The organism is Nocardia mangyaensis (assembly GCF_001886715.1).
GTDB classification, from domain to species: Bacteria; Actinomycetota; Actinomycetes; order Mycobacteriales; family Mycobacteriaceae; genus Nocardia; species Nocardia mangyaensis.
In genome coordinates this window covers 1,627,164-1,643,426 of sequence record NZ_CP018082.1, presented here as the reverse complement: position 1 = coordinate 1,643,426, position 16,263 = coordinate 1,627,164, and the positions used below count along the sequence as shown (strand labels likewise).

Here is a 16,263-nt window from a genome sequence, read left to right as displayed (position 1 = left end):
CAGCGCACGCCGGATCGAGCGTTTCCACGACGAAACGCTCGATCCGTGCACTCGAGTCACTGATAAACGAACAAACTCACCGGGTGAACCGTTGGCCCCCTTGCCAATTCGGTCACGATTGGCCGATCACTACGTCGACCGCGTTGCCCTTCGGAGTCTGGCACATCAACTGCCTGTAACCAAAGGTTACGCACAGATTCAGTGGCCGAGGTCACAGCCGTGGCCATACCCCCGTCAACGGCCCTTCGCCGCAACATCTTTCGTCGTCGCAGCTGAGACCGGAAATCCAACCCTGACAAATGGGCGCTTGTTCAATTACGGTGCCGTACAACGTCTTTCGGTGCTCGCTGTCGCGCGAGCGTGGTGGAGCGAATCACCGGTTCGGGATATCAGCAGAAGTCTTCCGAGGCGGAGCGACCCCGGTCACGTGCGGACCGCTGCTCCCGCACATGACTACGCGCCACCAGGGCGGACCCCGCTGAGCTCAGGCGGGAACGCCTCGTCCGCCCAGCATGCGTAGGCAGACCCGGAGGAAGCGCAACAGGCCGGGCACGGTGCCGCGGCGAGTCAGGACGGTGGTGACGGTACTCGTCGTCGATTCGGGCAGTGGGCGACCGGCGAAGCGGTCGTCGAGCCAGTCGAACATCAGCGGAGCGGCGAAGACCGCCAAGGTGATGTGCTCACTGAGACGATCACGCAGATACGTGACGTGGGCCCCGGCGGCCCGGTAGCGCTGCACCTGACCGTCCACATCGTCCACCGAGATCAGCGGGTCGGCGACACTCTGCACGACCAGCATCGGCATGGTCGGGGTGTGCAGGCCCAGTTGCAGGCTCCGCATGAGTTCCACGATCTCCGGCTCGGCCAGCACATCGGCCAGCGGCTTGGTGGTCATGGTGTCCCAGTCCATCCGCGGTGCGCGCAGCACCGCGCCGACGGTGGTCCGCTCGGTCAGGTCCGTCAGCCGCCGTTGCGCGTCGGGGGTGGCGTCACTGAGGGCGGCGTCGAGGGCGGGTGAGACGCGGCGTAGGCCGGCCACGACCATGCCGGGTAAGCCCGAGAACACCGAGCCGTTGAGCCGCAGGAAGGTCGAGGCGGGATCACCGACCGGCGATCCGGCCGCCGCGCCGACGATGGTCAGTTCCGGCGCATACGTACCCGCCATCTCAGCGGTCCACGAGGTCGCCATACCGCCACCGGAGTAGCCGAACAATCCGACCGGCGTGGCCGGGTCGAGGCCCAATTCGCCGAAACCCAGTGTGGCCCTGATCCCGTCGAGCGAGCGATACCCCGGTTCGCGCGGGGCGCCGAACACCCCGAGCATCCCCTCGTGATCGGGCACGGCGACGATCCAGCCGCGGTCGAGCGCGGCGCCGATCAGGAAGATCTCGAACTGCGGCACCGCCCCCAGGGCGCGCGCCCCCTGCCGCAGCGCGTAGGACGGAAAACACTGCGACGACACCGCGTCGATGGCGCACTGGAAACTGAGCACCCGCTCGGGACGACCGGCGACCCCCTCGGGCACCAGCACGGTGACCACCGTCGTATCGGGTCGATCATCGAGATCGGTGGTGCGGTAGAGCAATTGCCACGCGGTGAACGACTGCCGGACCAGTCCGAACGCGGCGATCGTGACCCGTCGCGTGTGCAGAATCGCACCGGGCGCCGTCGCCTCCCAGCCACGCGGCGGGGTGTGGAACGGGTCGTCCTCGGGACGTCGCGGTTGGCCGGGGTGGTCGAACCGCAGCGGCTCCACCGGCGCGGATTCATCGAAGACGTCGGCATTGACGGTCATCCAGGGTCCTTCCTGACCGGAACCGCACTCGGCCCCGGTGTCCGATCACAGCCGTGTGCGTGCGTCTGTGCACCGAATTCCACACGGCTCCACCGATTCCTTCTGGAACTCAGTGGTTCCACTCACTGTACGAGGGACGGAGCGGTAACGCTCGTCGCCGGGTAGGTCAGACTGCCACCGGCAGCTCGACCGGATCGCCCGCTTCCGCACCGGCGCCCCGTACCACCGCGGTCAGCAGACCGAGCAGCACGAACTGGTCACGCGGCAGCGACAGCGCTTCCGGCGCCCAGTTGTGCACGAACCCCACGGCCAGTCCCGAGGCCGGATCCACCCAGCCACCAGAACCGGCGAACCCGATGTGCCCGAACGCGTTCGGCGCGCCCATGACCGGCCAGGAGTGGTAGCCGAGCCGCCAACCCATCGGCAACAGCAGATTGCGATCGGGCAGCACCGACTGCAACCGCGCCATCGCGCGCACCCGGCCCCGCGACAGCAGCGGCGACTCGGTGGCGATCACGTTGTAGACCGCGGCCAGCGAGCGCGCGGTGAACACACCGTTCGCGCCAGGCATTTCACCACGAAGGATGGCGGGCTCGGTGCCCAGTGCCAGCCGATCGATGCCCTCGGTGTAGATCGAGCGCAGGAATCCCGCGCCGGGCACCGGCGTGCGGGCCGCCAGCCGAATCATCATGTCGGCCTGGGGAATTCCCAGCGGAGTCGTCGAACCGTGGGTTCCGGCGACGGTGGTGGTCGAGCCGGGTCCCGGTGTTCCGAGATGCAGCCCGTCGATCCCGAGCGGTTCGGCCAGTTCCGTCCGGTACAGCTCGCCCATGCTCTTGCCGGTCACCGCCCTGGCGATCCCGGCGATGAGGGTGCCGTAGGAGATCGCGTGATAGGCCGGGAAGCCACGGAACCGGTCCGGCGCCGCGGCGGCGAGCCGTTCCTCGATCAGCTGATGATCGGCGAGCTCATCGGCGTTGCGCGCGAACACACCGATCCGCGACAATCCCGCCCGATGACTCATCGCCTCGGCGACGGTGATCCCCGCCTTCCCCTTGACCCCGAACTCGGGCCAGTACTCCGCGACCGGCGCCCGATAGTCCACCAGCCCCCGCCCGGCGAGCACGTGCAGAACCGTCGAGGTCACACCCTTGGAGGTCGAGTACGACAGCGCGCCGGTGTTCTCCCCCCACGGCACCTCCCCCGCCGCATCCGCACACCCCGTCCACACATCGACAACCCGCCGCCCATGCAGGTATACCGCCAGCGCACCCCCGCCACGCCCACCCTCGAACAACCGCCCGAACCGGTCGACAGCATCCTGGAACCGGGGAGCGGCACTACCGCGAACAGCGGTGTGCGACAGCACCGGACGAGACGATGCTCCACGCATAACAACCTCACATGTCACCTTTGACAAACCGCCCCGGACCACGATCCGAAACCAGTCGGAATATTCACGTTACCGGAGTTGAACAGGCATTTCGAGAGCAAGCCGACCTCACACCAACCACCAGGCCCGATCTCTCCCGTACGAAGAAGTTTGTGCGGAAAATTCGTTACCGAACACAATTGCCACTCATATCCACCAGACGAACCCGCTGTGACCATCCCGCTGCAAACCGCCGCGGCGGCGTCCCGCCCGGCCGTGTTTCAGGCGGTGCAGGGTTCGCCGCGGGGTCCTCGCACGCACCGAAGGCACACATCGGGCACAGGGGAAGCGCTCGCCTGGTCAATGATCCCGTCGTCGCTCACAGAGCCGCGAATCGGCGCCGGAGTCGCCGCGCAGGCTGCCGTGGTCAGAGCGCGGTGCCGTGGACAACCGCTGACGTCCCTGCACACCATGGGCACGAATCGCTGCGGTGGCTCCTGCGAGGGTGGGAAGATCAGGTCGGCCGTCAGGGAAGGACCACCATGACCTACATGCCCCCGATGGACGCGATGTTCCTGGCGATGGAGTCGCGTGAGCATCCGATGCACGTCGGCGGGCTGGCATTGTTCGAAAAGACCGACCGTGCCGACGATTTCGCTCGGACGCTGTACGAGGACATGGTGCGCGGCGACGGCACGGTGGCGTCGATGTTCCGGCGGCGGCCGGGGCGTTCGCTCGGCGCGTTCTCCCTGCTGCGGTGGGACCTCGACGACGACGTCGAACTCGACTTCCACGTCCGGCTACTGTCCCTGCCCGCGCCCGGACGCGTGCGGGAACTGCTGGAGCTGGTGTCGATGCTGCACGGTGCACTACTGGACCGGCACCGCCCGCTGTGGGAGGTGTACGTGATCGAGGGCCTGGCCGATGGCCGTGTGGCCATGTACGCCAAGACGCATCACGCGCTGATGGACGGCGTCGCGGCTGTGCGGACCTGGCAGCGCACATTGGCGTCGGATCCGGTGGCCCGCGACTGTCGACCACCGTGGCGGGCGGAACGGCAACGCAGACAACAGAAGTCGACAGGATTGTCCGACCTGACCGGCGCGGTGCGGTCGATCTCCCGGACCGTCGGTTCGGTGCCGGAGGCGATCTCGGGAACCCTCGAACTCACACGGCGCACGCCGGGCCCGCTGCCGTTCCGCGCGCCGCACACCATGTTCAACGTGCCGATCAGCGGCGGCCGACGGTTCGCCGCGCAGTCGTGGCCGCTGTCTCGATTGCGGGCCGTCACCGCGACGACCGGCGTCACGCTCAACGATCTGGTCCTCGCCCTGTGCGCGGGTGCCCTGCGCCGATATCTGCTCGCCGAGGACGTGCTGCCCGAGCGTCCGCTGATCGCGATGGTCCCGGTGTCGCTGCGCGGGACCGAGACGGGACCGGCCGACGGCGGCAATGCGGTCGGCGCGGCACTGTGCGATCTCGGCACCGACGAACCCGACCCGCACGCTCGCCTGGCGCGCATCCGCGAGTCGATGGTCCGGACGAAGTCGACCATGTCGCGGTTGACTCCACTGCAGGTGCTCGGCCTGTCGGCGGTGAACGTGGCCGGCCTGGCGTTGCCGTCGCTGCCCTGGCGGCACGACAACGGCCGACCGCCGTTCAACATCGTCATCTCGAATGTCCCCGGCGACGAGAAGCCGAAATACTGGAACGGAGTCCGACTCGAAGCCTTCTATCCCGCGTCGATCCCGCTCGACGGCCAAGCCGTCAACATCACCACCATCAGCTCCGGTGGCAGCATGCACTTCGGCATCGTCGGCTGCCGCCGCGCCGTCCCCCACCTGCAGCGGCTCCTCCTCGGGCTGGAGGAATCCCTGGCCGAACTCGAACAGCTCGATTGACGCACGGGCGCGTCCGCTGGTTCGGCGGCGGTCCTCACCGCATCAGCCCGCTCTGATACGCGAGGCCAACGGCCTGGGTTCGGTCGCGGGATCCGGTCTTCGTGATCACCTGGGCGACGTGGGTGCGGGTGACTGCCTCGCTGATGAACAGTTCGGCACTGATTTCGGTGTTGGACCGTCCGAGTGCCATGAGTTACCGGCGGTAGGTGGCGTTGGGAGGTTCACTCACATTCCCAGATTTGGTTGGCATCTGGTGTCATGGATGTTGGCACGTCGATGCACAGTGGCTAATGCCCAGGCGGCACCACCTCCATCGGCAGCGGTGCTGCCGATGGAGGTGGTGCCTATCACTCAAGCGGCTGAAGTCTACCGCCCCCTCTTGTTATCTGTGACATCGTTTCAAACTGACATTTTTGGCATGACCTCCTCCATCAGCAGTTTATGACTGTTCCACATCTGCTTCCGCTTGCCCATGTGACCATATTTGGTGGGCAGCACTGTTCCGAATCCACCGATTTCTCCGTACAGGTCCTCCAGGCGCTGGCGGACGGTGTCTGGTGAACCGACGATCCACAGATGATCCATCAGGTAGTCGACGGTGATATCTGAGTCGTGCACGGAGTCATCGTGTTTCAGGTAGTCCAGCCAGCCGATAGCGGCCATGAATACGAGAAAGTGTTTCTGCCAAACCTCGGCTTGAAGGCTGTTCCGGACGAAGTTTCGTGCTTCTGCGTCGGTATCGGCGACGAAAATCTCGCGGTTCACACGCCAAATGCTGCGGTCGACAGTGTGGCCGTTTTCCCGTGCTGCGGTGGCGTAGGTATCCCAGTGGCCGGTCAGGAAGCGCGCGTTGAAGAACACACTCAGTGGAATGTAACCGCCCTCGCCGGCAAACTTGATGCTGGCGCTGTTGGGAGAAATACCTGCGATGGCGATCGGTGGATGCGGATCCTGATACGGCTTCCAGAACGGGCCGAAGCCGTAGGCGCATCGGGTCGGGTCTTCACCCATCAATAGCCCATGGCCGGGATTCCGGACCTGCCAAAACTTGCCCTTGAATTCCCACTCGCCGTCGAGGTGCGAGGTCCAGATCATTTTCATTATCTCGATTGCCTCGGCCTGCATTTCCCGGTGCTGACCGGAGAGATTGTCGACGTTCGTGAGCTTGAAATCGCCGGGGATCGTACCGGCGGCTATGCCGCATATGTACCGGCCCTGCGCCATGTGATCGAGTTGCATGATCCGGAATGCCAGTGCCGCAGGATGATAGAAGTGGGGAACATATCCTCCGGAGCAGAGTTTGATGTTCTTCGTCCGCGGGATGGCCTGCGATATGATCAGGTCACCAGCTGGCCACGGCTCCGTCTTTGCGGTGAGGTGTTCACCAAACCATGCCTCGTCGACACCAAGCGAGTCGAGAAATTCGATCTCATCGAGGTCCTGTGCAATACCCTCGGCCACGAATGTTCCTGGCGGGTGAATCGGCTGCATGAAGAATCCGACCTTCATTTCAAGTTCCCTTCTTGTGTAAATTGTTACGGTGTGGTCCGTTCGATAGCCAACCTGGCGACTTGCGCTAGGTGGATACAAATTAGTCACGCTACTCACGAATCGCTTGATTTCGTTCACAGTCAGTATTCCGTAGCCGACAATGTTTCGGTTAAGGGGACAGATGAATGTCGCGCGACTCGCCGCCGGTGTCACTCCCGGTAGTTGGTCGCCAAGCGTCGGGATCCCGGCGGTGTGTGGGGCGAATTCAACGCATGGACCGTGTAAGTGAGTCTCCGGTGGGCGATCGGCACGGGTGCCGCAGAACGATGGGGCAGCGTCTGCCAGGCACGCCTGCCGGTCGGCACGAACGTCTCTCGCCCTCGGCCGACGCGGAGCCACCCTCGGCCAGATGCGCGATTTGCTGTGTAGCAGGGGCGATCCTCGCACGTAACTCGTTGGGCACAGGATGTTTCGACTGCTCGTAGGCCATGAGTGGAACATATTGCAGGACAACCGATCACGACACATGGCAATCGAGTGAAAACCGGGTTAAGGTTGGCCACTGAACATCGAGCCAAACGCACTCGGAGACACGCGGACTTGTCCTTGTGAATGCACAGCACGCTCTTCGGTCTCCTATGCGCGTAACCGAGGAGTCTGTTCAGCGGTGGCCACGAGGGACATCGGTGGCCCGCCGCCACCGGCCATCCACGCACTGTTGTCCGGCGGCACTGAACCAGGAGATTACCCTCATGACCGGTGAGTACGAAGCGATGATCCGCACTGATATTCCGTCTTCTGCGCGGATCTGGAACTTCTGGATGGGCGGTAAGGACTTCTATGAGGTGGATCGTGTTGTCGGAGAGGCGAGTCTGAAGATCGACCCAGACATCGCGACCGTGTCTGTTCAGTCACGCCAGTTCCTCGTTCGGGTGGTGCGATACCTGGCCGGTGAGGTTGGGATCCGTCAGTTTCTCGACGTTGGCGCCGGCCTTCCCACCATGCAGAACACCCATGAGGTCGCCCAGTCGGTGGCATCGGAGTCCAAGGTCGTCTACATCGACAACGATCCGCTTGCGCTCATTCACTCGCGTGCCTTGCTGACCAGTACCACCGACGAGGGTGTTACCGCCTACTTCAATTGCGATTTCCATGATCCGGACCGAGTCATTGCCGACGCGCGCAACATCTTGAATTTCAGCCAGCCGGTCGGAGTGATGTTCATGGGTGTCCTCGGTCATGCCCGCAGCTATGAGGACATGCTGCACATCGTGCGCACCGTCATGGATGCGACTCCTTCGGGCAGCTATCTGGTGCTGTGGGACGGAACTCCCGACAGTCAGGCATATGTGACCCTGTGTGAGGAGTACACGAAGTCCGGAGGTGTGCCGTATGTTCCGCGCACCCAGGAGGCGATCCGCGCGGTCTTCGACGGTTTCGAGTTTGTCGAGCCGGGCTTCGGTCCGATCACCGAATGGCGCAACAAGGCGGGCTCGGGGGGCATCGAGCAATCGATTTCGTCCTACGGCGCTGTCGCACGCAAGCCATGAAAAGGGATGCCGGATCCTTGTTCGATCCAGTAACGATGCGAATTGGGAGTCGCTCGTCTGGTTCGCTGGCATCGCTCTGGTGGTGAGACGAGGGCGACTGTGGGGCTATGGCTATTGGTCGAGCAGATCCTCAAGAGCTCTTGCCTGGGCCGGGTCGAGGATCTGGTGTGCTACTTCAAGGATGAGTTCCACACCGATCCCGCCTCGCAGTTGTCGAAGCGCATCCAGGTTGAGTACCGCGGCGGCCCCTAACGCCATTTCGGTGTGTAGGCGCCAGGCTTGGATTTGCCACTGCACTGCTTCAAACAGGTGATCCTGCTGAAGCGCGAGTGATCCGAGGGAAGTGATCGTGGTGGCTATTCCGGCACGGTAGCCGAGTGCTTCGGCCAGGGTGAGAGCGCGCCGGTATTGGTATTCGGCTTCGGTGTAGTCACCCCGCAACTGAGCCAGCGCACCGAACTGGTGGTAGATGCCGGCTATTCCGGCGCGGTAGCCGAGTTCTCCGGCGAGAGCGAGAGCGCGCCGGTATTGGTATTCGGCTTCGGTGTAGTCACCCCGCAACTGAGCCAGCACACCGAGCTGACCGTAACCGGCGGCTATTCCGACGCGGTCACCGAGTTCGTGTTTGATGGTCAGCGCACGCTGGCATTGCTGTTCAGCTTCGGTGAAGTCGCCTTGCTCTTGGGCCAGCGCACCGAGTTGCCCGTAGCTCGTGGCTATTCCGGCGCGGTCACCGAGTTCGTGTTTGATGGTCAGGGCACGACGGTATCGGTGTTCGGCTTCGGTGAAGTCGCCTTGCTCTTGGGCCAGCGCACCGAGTTGCCCGTAGCTCGTGGCTATTCCGGCGCGGTCACCGAGTTTCTTCTTTGCCGCGAGCGAGCGCTGGTATCGGTGTTCTGCTTCCTCGTAGTCGCCTCGCAGTTGGGCGATCATGCCGAGCTGGTGGTGGCCGGCGGCGACGCCTGCGCGGTTGCCTTGTTCTTCTCCGATGGTGAGGGCGCGCTGGTATCGGCGTTCGGCCTCTTCGTAGTCGCCTCGCAGTTGGGCGATCATGCCGAGCTGGTGGTGGCCGGCGGCGACGCCTGCGCGGTTGCCTTGTTCTTCTCCGATGGTGAGGGCGCGCTGGTATCGGCGTTCGGCTTCCTCGTAGTCGCCTCGCTGTTGAGCGATCATGCCGAGCTGGCGTAGCCAGTGAGCGCGTTCAGGTGCTTCGGCTGGTAGATGGCGGAGGGTGTCGTGGATGAGGGTGATTTCGTGATCCCACGCTCCGATGGTGTGCAGGCGGTCGCAGACGGCCAGGGTGAGGTCGTGTGCTGCGGCGATGTTGGAGGCTTGCCTGTAATGGAAGCGGGCTTCCAGTCGGTCGTGCAGGTCGGCGTCACGATCCTGTGGCCAGGCCGCCACGCGCCAGACCCAGTACCCGGCCGCGCGACGGTGCGCGGCGACGATGTCGTCACGTTGATCGTGCGCGAGGGACCTCTCGAGTGCCGAGAAGGTCGAGCGATGCACGAATACCCGCCCGCTCTCCGGATCGATGGTGAGCAGGTTGTGGGAGGTCAACTCATGGACAAGCTCATCGATGTCGAGATCGGTCGAGATCGGTGGATGCGGCTCGGTGTCGTCAGCGATTACCGCGGGCGCAATCTCGTCGGATATGTGTTGTGGAAGCGCGTCGAGGTCGAATGCGGTCGGCGTGAGATCGGTGTGGTGTTGGGCGGTGGCGGCGGTGATCGTGTGGCGCAGTGCCCGGTAGTCCGGTTGCCGGGCGGCGCTGGGGTCGTGGGTGCCGATCTGGTAGAGCAACGCGTTGTTCTCAACCGGCTCTCGATAGACCGAAGCACCGATCAGCAACCGATTCGCGGCAGGGGTAAGCCGGCCGAGTAGCTGGTCGAGCAGGATGTCATCGGCGATGAGTGCGACGATGGTTGCGAGAGCGGTGTCGAGAGTATGTGCGGTGAGCGCGGGTCGTGCCACGGGATTGTGCGTGATGGCGTTCTCGAGCCGATGGGTGATCTCGTGGTAGCGGCCGATCTGGTTGTTGAGCAGGGCATCGAGGTATTCCAAGCTCCGCGGATGGCCGCCAACGAGCCGCCAGACGCGATCCAGCTCGTCGGCGGTGAGCCGGTCCAGCGCGGGCAAGGCCCAGATCAGCTTGAACGTTTCCGCCCGCGATAAGGGCCCGATCTGATGTGACAACAGTCGATGGTGAGCGTTGTCGGGGAGTACGAATGGGTAGCGGGAGGTGACGATCAGTCGGCTATCTCCCGGATCGGCAAGCCACGCCGACAGCAGCGCCGCCAACTGTGGATCGGACAGTGTGCTTGTGCTGGTGAGGTTGTCGTCGAAGTTGTCCAGCACCACCAGCACCGGCAGTTGGTCGAAAACGAATGCTCGCAGCGCATCCAAACGGTTCTGCCACGACTCGGTGGTGGCCGAGGCAAGGTTGGCCGCCCGCAGCACGCGGGGGTCCCGCGAGGCACCGTCGTCGATCAGGCAATGCCTGCGTATGGTGTCGGCGACCACTGACAAGACGCCGTCGATGGTGGTCTCGCCGGTGACCACCGCGATCACTACGGCGAACCGTTGACGGCGAACGATATGGGCGGCCAGGGCTGTCTTACCGACGCCTCCGATGCCGTGCAGCACGATGCCTGCGTATCGGTTTCCTGCCAGTTCAGCGGGAAGCCTACGTTGTTCGTGGCGTCGTCCGACGAACTCCCCGACCCCACGAGTCAGCAATCCCGGCACCCTCACGGTGTCAAGGCGCGGAACCGATTCGGATACTGCCGGGTCGTACACACTGACAGCGCCGTTGCCCGCAAGTACGGTCACGACATTCCACTCGTCCATGCTCGCCAGCAGGGCGTCGGTGGGGTCGGTCGAGGTGGACAATTGTTGGTGGATGGTACGGCGTGCGTCGGCGACCGCAGCGACTACATCCGGGAACTGATTCTGGGTGAGTTCCTGGTAGACGCGGGCGAACAATGCGGTGGCATAACGATCGGTCACTGAGGTTTCGGTGCCGATCACCGCGCTGGCACCGTGGGCGATCAGCGCGGCGGCGAACGACGGTGCGGCTGTGTCGGCGTCTGTATGACTGGAGGCCAGACTGATCACCGGAGGCATCGACCCGGGTGGGATCGCTTCCGCGACAAATGTTTCTGCGTCTACCTCGCGGGCCGTGCCGTTGTCGTTCTCGAGCAGCAGGCATCCAGTCTTGCCGTGGCTAGACAGGTGCAAGATGTGCGTGGGAGACCGAGCCAGTTCGGCCCTGATTGCGACGGTGGTGGCGAATTCGACGATGCGGACCTCCGCGTCGCGCTCGCGAGCACCCCGCACTGCAGATAGCACATTGCGCAGTTCCCGCTCGTGATCCAACCCCGGCCCGCTGCCCCTGTCGGTGGCCGCGATCGCCACCAGAATCCGCAAGGGACCAGGGATTGTACGAACTGGCTGGGCGGGGATATGCCGGTAGACCGTGACCAGCGGGTGCAGTACGAGCGGCCGTTGGGTAAGGGGATCGGGCATTGTCTCCCACGGCAATCCAGCGAACGGTCCTGTCTCGATCCCGAGCCTGACCGGCAGGTGCGCGGCGACGGCGTCGGCGAGTATCTGCGTGAGTGCCACCGACACCGGCGACGGAAGAAAGGAGTCGGCAACCAGCTTTCCCGCACGCCGCAGCGACACCGAATAGGAGCCAGTTTCCGAGGCCAAGCCCGCCAGCTCGGCTCGTGCAAATGCCGAGCGCCGCAGCCGCGCCCGTGCATTGCCGATCTCGGCGATCGCATTCACCAACCCCGGACGCACGCCGGTGTGCTCGGCGGTCACGTCGACGTCTGTGCCGTGCAACCACACCCGATTGTCGGTCACAGTCAGCACCACCTCCACCGCGCCGGACGATGAACGCGGACCGAACCCGGAGATACGCGTAGCGACGCTGTCGTGGCGTCCGGACCCCGACAGTGAGAGTTCGGTGGCGGCGGCCGCGTCACGCAACACCAGCCAGTCCTCTCGGGTACGGCGGTCCATGCCCGCATGTGTGGCCAGACGTCCCGCAGTGCGCAGAAAGTACTCCACCACCCTGATCAGCTGGTCGTCGTTGCGTGACACCGTGCGATGTTGACCAGGATCGGTGGGAAACCAGTTACGTAGCGTCCCCTCCGACACCTTGGTTTCGCGGGCGATCGTCTGCACCGTAGGTGGGCGCCTCGCGGTCGGTGGCCGCGCCGCCGATCGCAGGCGATCCAGTTCGGTGAAGAACTTCTCTCGCGCACCGTCCTCGGCCATCATCGCGTTTCGACGAGCCGCGAGTCGCGGCGACTCGCCGCGGCTCGTGAGAAGTTGGATGCCCCAAAATCGCTCCCTGACATGCGCATTCAGTGACTTTAGCGAATCTCGGCGCTCGCCGGAACGTCATGGCGCGGGCTGTGCTGGATATCAATCCCAGCTCAAAACCAACCCAGGAGATCCAGTCATGCATCCCATTCTGCGCAAAGCGCTGATGATCGCCATCGCACTGTTGCTCGGCATCATCGTCGGCATCGTCAACGGTCTCCTCACCCACTTCGGTGGCGGGCCTATCACCGAAACGATCCGTGATGGCGGCATTGGCTTCGCCGGAACTTCGGCCTTCGTCCTGGTCGTAATGGCATGCCTGGGCGCCCTCTGAATTCGGTCCCGTCAACTTGTGGCGTCCGGCTTCCGCCCGCATAGGCTGTCAGAGGGAGTTCCTGAAGGTCACCGCAATTAGGTTAAGTGGAAACAAACCTTGCCTCCAGTCCCAAGACGCATGGGTTGCTGCGCGCACCGCCGACTACGGGATTTCTCTCCGGTGAGCCTCGGATTGCTCTTTTGGGGGCGGTGGCAGCCCTCGGTTCTGTTGCCCCGGTCGCAGTTTGGCGCCCGGGGCAGCGCGGGGCTTGGTGGCGCGTACAGCGGCGGCGGTGCGGCCGATAGCGGCGGCCGTGGCGGCCAGGTGCACGTTCACCCCTCCAGCGAGTTCGGTTTGCTGTCGGCCGGAGCCACAGCAGCGAGCACCCGGCGGCGCGCAGCTTCTCGAAATGGCCTGTCCCAGGCCTTCGGGCTCACTTCCTGTGGCAGCCGGACAGACGATGCCGCCCCGTGGGCGGCATAGCGGGGGGACCTTGTCCAGCAGATTGCTGATGACCGCGCTGTACTTGTCATCAATCCTGCCATTTAATGGCTGACGTCGAGCAACGACGTTCGACTACGCCAACGCTAGTAGCCGATGTACCATGCCACGCTTGGCAGGGTTCCGGCATATCCGCAGATCAATCGCCTAACGCCGCCAACCGGTCCAACGCTGTCCGCTCTTGACAACGACACCAACTGGAGGATGGGCGCAGGTGAGTACATGGAGTACCAGCACTTCTCGCTCCCGGGCGGTCAGGGTCGCGAGCAGCCTGGGTGCGCTCACCGTGCGGCGGCCGGCGCAACGCAGGGCGCCGAGGACACCGCCGACGATGGCGGGGTTGAGCCAGCTGTCACCCGCGGCGCAGCGCCGGATGGCGGCGACCAGGTCGGCGGGTGCGGCGTGTTCGAGCAGGGAACCGCTCGCGCCCGCGGCGAAAGCCTCCTGGACGGTGGAGTCGTCGTCGAGGTGGTGAGCACCAGGACGGCGGCACAAGTCACCCTGGACGGGCTGGTCGACCACCTGCGAACCCAGGGCGGATGGTCGTGACCTATACAAACAGTCGCGATGGTGGACCGCCGTCAGGCGCGAAGGCTGGGGCCAGACCAAAGCACCATGCACGTCTGGGTCAAAGCCGCGACGGTCAGCTGCAGGTCACGTTCGGCGACGAAGCCGCGAACTAGTGCCTTGTCTGGATAGGTTGCTGCGGTAATCGGGTGTCGGCTTGCTCTGGCCGGCGGGTCGGGTGATGCTGCCGGTGGAGGTGGTGTCGTGGGCCGGAAGCCGGATGTGTTTGTGCGGCCGTTGTTCCCGGAAGAGGGGCGGCGGGTGGCGCGGATCGCCAAGACCAGCAAGGTGCCGGTCAGAGCGAGGCGGGCGATCGTGGTGATGGCGTCGGCGCAGCGGCAGCCTGTCGGGCTGATCGCGAAGTTGATGCAGGTCTCGGAACCCTATGTGCGGCAAGTGATTCACGACTTCAACGAGCATGGGTTTGGTGCTCTGGACCCAAAATGGAGCGGGGGCAGGCCGAGCAAGACTGATCCGAAGATGCGTGAACGGATCTGTCAGATCGCCCGGTGCTGCCCCCTGAGCCTGGGTTGGCCGTTTTCGACGTGGAGTCTGTCCAAGCTGTGGGATGTGTTGGTGCTCAACGGGATTGTTGATATCAGCCGCGAGACTCTGCGTCAGATCTTGAAGGCCGGCGGGGTGTCGTGGCAGGCCACCAAAACCTGGAAGGCCAGCAACGACCCCGATTTCGCGGCGAAGATGGCACGGGTGCTCGAGCTCTACGACAATCCACCCGCTGACGGGCGGGTGGTCTGTGTCGATGAGTTCGGGCCGCTGAACCTGCAACCGCGTGCTGGACGTGGCTGGTTTCCGCGGCGACGCCCGAATCGGTTGCGCGCGCCCTACAACCGCACCCAGGGGGTGCGGCACATGTTCGGCGGCCTCGATCTGGCGACGGGCCTGCTCTATTACCGGATCCGTGACCGGAAGCGCTGGACCGAGTTCCTGGCGTTCCTCACGTCGCTGCGGGCCCGCTGGCCCGGCGACAAGCTGTACTTGATTCTGGACAACTACTCGGTGCACAAACGCCGTGAGGTGCGGGAATGGTGCGTGGCCAACGCGGTCGAGTTGGTGTTCGTGCCTGCCTATTCGTCCTGGTTGAATCGGATCGAGTGCGAGTTCGCCGCGCTGCGGTATTTCGCGCTCAACGGCACCGACCACCGCAGCCACGACGAGCAAGACACCGCGATCGGCAACTACATCCGCTGGCGCAACCAGCACGCCGGACCGATCCGCGACTTCGCCGTCGGATCCAAGATCCGGCATCCGGATTACCTAACGAACGTTGCCTGACGAGGCACTAGATCGAACCTTCACTGTTTCAACGCGCGGACGCTAGGTCTGATCCACACCCGGCCAGGTCCTAGGGAGGCACTTCGCCGCGGCGGCGTGTCCGTCTCGCGGCACCACGCGTGTGGCCTCGCGTACGGATGTCGTTGTAGTCACGGGTGGCGCCCCGATCACGACGGGCACAGAACCCCCTGTCAGCGATGATCGCTAGCAGAGATCTCATGGTCAAGGCTACGATGGTGCCTATGTCGCGCCTCGATCGCATCACCTCGGATCCGCAGATCTGCCATGGTCAGCCGGTAGTGCGCGGACTTCGGATGCCGGTGCAGAACATCCTCGAGATGATGGCTTCGGGCATGAGCCGCGAAGAGATCCTCGACGACTACCCGGACCTGGAATCCGACGACCTCCTCGCCGCGCTGGAGTTCGGTGCTCTCGCGGCAGGCGGACACACCGTCGTCACTGTCAACGCCGCGTGAAGTCCTGGTCGACGCGCAACTCCCGGCACGACTGGCCCGGTTCCTAGGCGACGCCGGACACGACGCGGCACACAACGCAGTTGCCCGCAGGAAACCGCACCACCGACGACCAGGTCACCAAGGAAGCCGACGCTGAGGACCGCGTGGTGGTGTCGAAGGACGCCGACTTCCGGATCTCGCACCAACTACACGGCCAACCCCGCCGCCTTCTGGTCGTAGCGATGGGAAACATCAGCAACAACGATCTGCTCGCCGTGTTCGAAACACACCTGGAATCCATTGTGGCGGCGTTCGACGATGCCGACCGCGTCGAGATCAGGCCGACCCAGATAGTGGCCTGGCCGAGAACGCCACGGACCCAGGATTAGGAGCAATCCGAACGTCCAGCCCATCTGCCTCCAGAGGTGCCGGCGTCACGGCTGCGAGATCGGATCCCGCTGGCGCGCAATTGATCCCAGATAGCAAGCCGCACGCGCGCCGCCCACCCACTGAGATATCGAACCTCGGCCAACCGGGTAGGTCTTCGACCGCAGCGGTCGCGCCGAGGACCGACACCCCACCACGCAGATGTTGGTCATCGGTGAACTGCTGTCGCCCTACATGATCCACCGACTATGCGCGGCACGCGGGATCCGGCGAGCGGAGTTCGAAGAAGAGCCGCTGTGG

Annotated in this window: 12 protein-coding genes; 6 read left to right on the top strand and 6 right to left on the bottom strand. The window is 64.3% G+C overall.

The features are described 5' to 3' along the window. Positions 1 to 484: 484 nt before the first annotated feature. Both BOX37_RS07450 and BOX37_RS07445 read right to left on the bottom strand, forming a co-directional pair. Positions 485 to 1,795, bottom strand: coding sequence for a lipase family protein (locus tag BOX37_RS07450; protein ID WP_084759472.1), 1,311 nt, complete (start codon positions 1,793 to 1,795; stop codon positions 485 to 487). A 166-nt stretch (positions 1,796 to 1,961) separates the two neighbouring features. Continuing rightward, positions 1,962 to 3,164 (bottom strand): serine hydrolase domain-containing protein, encoded by a 1,203-nt coding sequence (locus BOX37_RS07445; RefSeq protein ID WP_240505256.1) that lies wholly within the window; start codon positions 3,162 to 3,164, stop codon positions 1,962 to 1,964. Between the two features lie 545 nt (positions 3,165 to 3,709). Between BOX37_RS07445 and BOX37_RS07440 the strand changes: the two genes are divergently transcribed. Next, on the top strand, positions 3,710 to 5,068 hold the full coding sequence (locus BOX37_RS07440) for a WS/DGAT/MGAT family O-acyltransferase (protein ID WP_071926998.1): 1,359 nt from the start codon (positions 3,710 to 3,712) through the stop codon (positions 5,066 to 5,068). Between the two features lie 34 nt (positions 5,069 to 5,102). Here BOX37_RS07440 and BOX37_RS07435 read toward each other — a convergent pair whose 3' ends face one another. Both BOX37_RS07435 and BOX37_RS07430 read right to left on the bottom strand, forming a co-directional pair. Further along, the gene (locus tag BOX37_RS07435; protein ID WP_240505255.1) at positions 5,103 to 5,258 is read right to left on the bottom strand and encodes a response regulator transcription factor; all 156 of its coding nucleotides are present in this window, start codon (positions 5,256 to 5,258) and stop codon (positions 5,103 to 5,105) included. Between the two features lie 209 nt (positions 5,259 to 5,467). Beyond that, positions 5,468 to 6,577, bottom strand: a complete 1,110-nt coding sequence (locus tag BOX37_RS07430) for an LLM class flavin-dependent oxidoreductase (RefSeq protein WP_071926997.1) — start codon at positions 6,575 to 6,577, stop codon at positions 5,468 to 5,470. 734 nt (positions 6,578 to 7,311) lie between these two features. On the opposite strand from BOX37_RS07430, the gene BOX37_RS07425 reads away from it, so the two are divergent. After that, on the top strand, positions 7,312 to 8,109 hold the full coding sequence (locus BOX37_RS07425) for an SAM-dependent methyltransferase (RefSeq protein ID WP_071926996.1): 798 nt from the start codon (positions 7,312 to 7,314) through the stop codon (positions 8,107 to 8,109). 111 nt (positions 8,110 to 8,220) lie between these two features. On the opposite strand, the gene BOX37_RS07420 is transcribed toward BOX37_RS07425, so the two are convergent. Next, on the bottom strand, positions 8,221 to 12,219 hold the full coding sequence (locus BOX37_RS07420; RefSeq protein ID WP_167659912.1) for a tetratricopeptide repeat protein: 3,999 nt from the start codon (positions 12,217 to 12,219) through the stop codon (positions 8,221 to 8,223). A gap of 364 nt (positions 12,220 to 12,583) precedes the next feature. On the opposite strand from BOX37_RS07420, the gene BOX37_RS07415 reads away from it, so the two are divergent. Further along, the gene (locus BOX37_RS07415) at positions 12,584 to 12,778 is read left to right on the top strand and encodes a hypothetical protein (protein ID WP_071926994.1); all 195 of its coding nucleotides are present in this window, start codon (positions 12,584 to 12,586) and stop codon (positions 12,776 to 12,778) included. 630 nt (positions 12,779 to 13,408) lie between these two features. Here the strand turns inward: BOX37_RS07415 and BOX37_RS34840 are convergent. After that, a complete protein-coding gene (locus tag BOX37_RS34840; RefSeq protein WP_206045782.1) occupies positions 13,409 to 13,783 on the bottom strand; it encodes a response regulator transcription factor in 375 nt (124 codons plus the stop codon). Positions 13,784 to 14,032: 249 nt separating this feature from the next. On the opposite strand from BOX37_RS34840, the gene BOX37_RS07405 reads away from it, so the two are divergent. From BOX37_RS07405 to BOX37_RS07395, 3 genes are all read left to right on the top strand, one after another. After that, positions 14,033 to 15,121 (top strand): IS630 family transposase, encoded by a 1,089-nt coding sequence (locus BOX37_RS07405; RefSeq protein ID WP_240505254.1) that lies wholly within the window; start codon positions 14,033 to 14,035, stop codon positions 15,119 to 15,121. 242 nt (positions 15,122 to 15,363) lie between these two features. Beyond that, the gene (locus BOX37_RS07400) at positions 15,364 to 15,597 is read left to right on the top strand and encodes a DUF433 domain-containing protein (RefSeq protein WP_071926993.1); all 234 of its coding nucleotides are present in this window, start codon (positions 15,364 to 15,366) and stop codon (positions 15,595 to 15,597) included. 80 nt (positions 15,598 to 15,677) lie between these two features. Next, positions 15,678 to 15,965, top strand: a complete 288-nt coding sequence (locus BOX37_RS07395; RefSeq protein ID WP_206045781.1) for a DUF5615 family PIN-like protein — start codon at positions 15,678 to 15,680, stop codon at positions 15,963 to 15,965. Positions 15,966 to 16,263: the final 298 nt, after the last annotated feature.

Excerpts from the sequence above, each read along its gene's own strand:
- BOX37_RS07450 (WP_084759472.1), bottom strand. The coding sequence starts at position 1,795 with ATGACCGTCAATGCCGACGTCTTCGATGAATCCGCGCCGGTGGAGCCG.
- BOX37_RS07425 (WP_071926996.1), top strand. The coding sequence starts at position 7,312 with ATGACCGGTGAGTACGAAGCGATGATCCGCACTGATATTCCGTCTTCT.
- BOX37_RS07430 (WP_071926997.1), bottom strand. The coding sequence starts at position 6,577 with ATGAAGGTCGGATTCTTCATGCAGCCGATTCACCCGCCAGGAACATTC.
- BOX37_RS07440 (WP_071926998.1), top strand. The coding sequence starts at position 3,710 with ATGACCTACATGCCCCCGATGGACGCGATGTTCCTGGCGATGGAGTCG.
- BOX37_RS07415 (WP_071926994.1), top strand. The coding sequence starts at position 12,584 with ATGCATCCCATTCTGCGCAAAGCGCTGATGATCGCCATCGCACTGTTG.
- BOX37_RS07400 (WP_071926993.1), top strand. The coding sequence starts at position 15,364 with ATGTCGCGCCTCGATCGCATCACCTCGGATCCGCAGATCTGCCATGGT.
- BOX37_RS07435 (WP_240505255.1), bottom strand. The coding sequence starts at position 5,258 with ATGGCACTCGGACGGTCCAACACCGAAATCAGTGCCGAACTGTTCATC.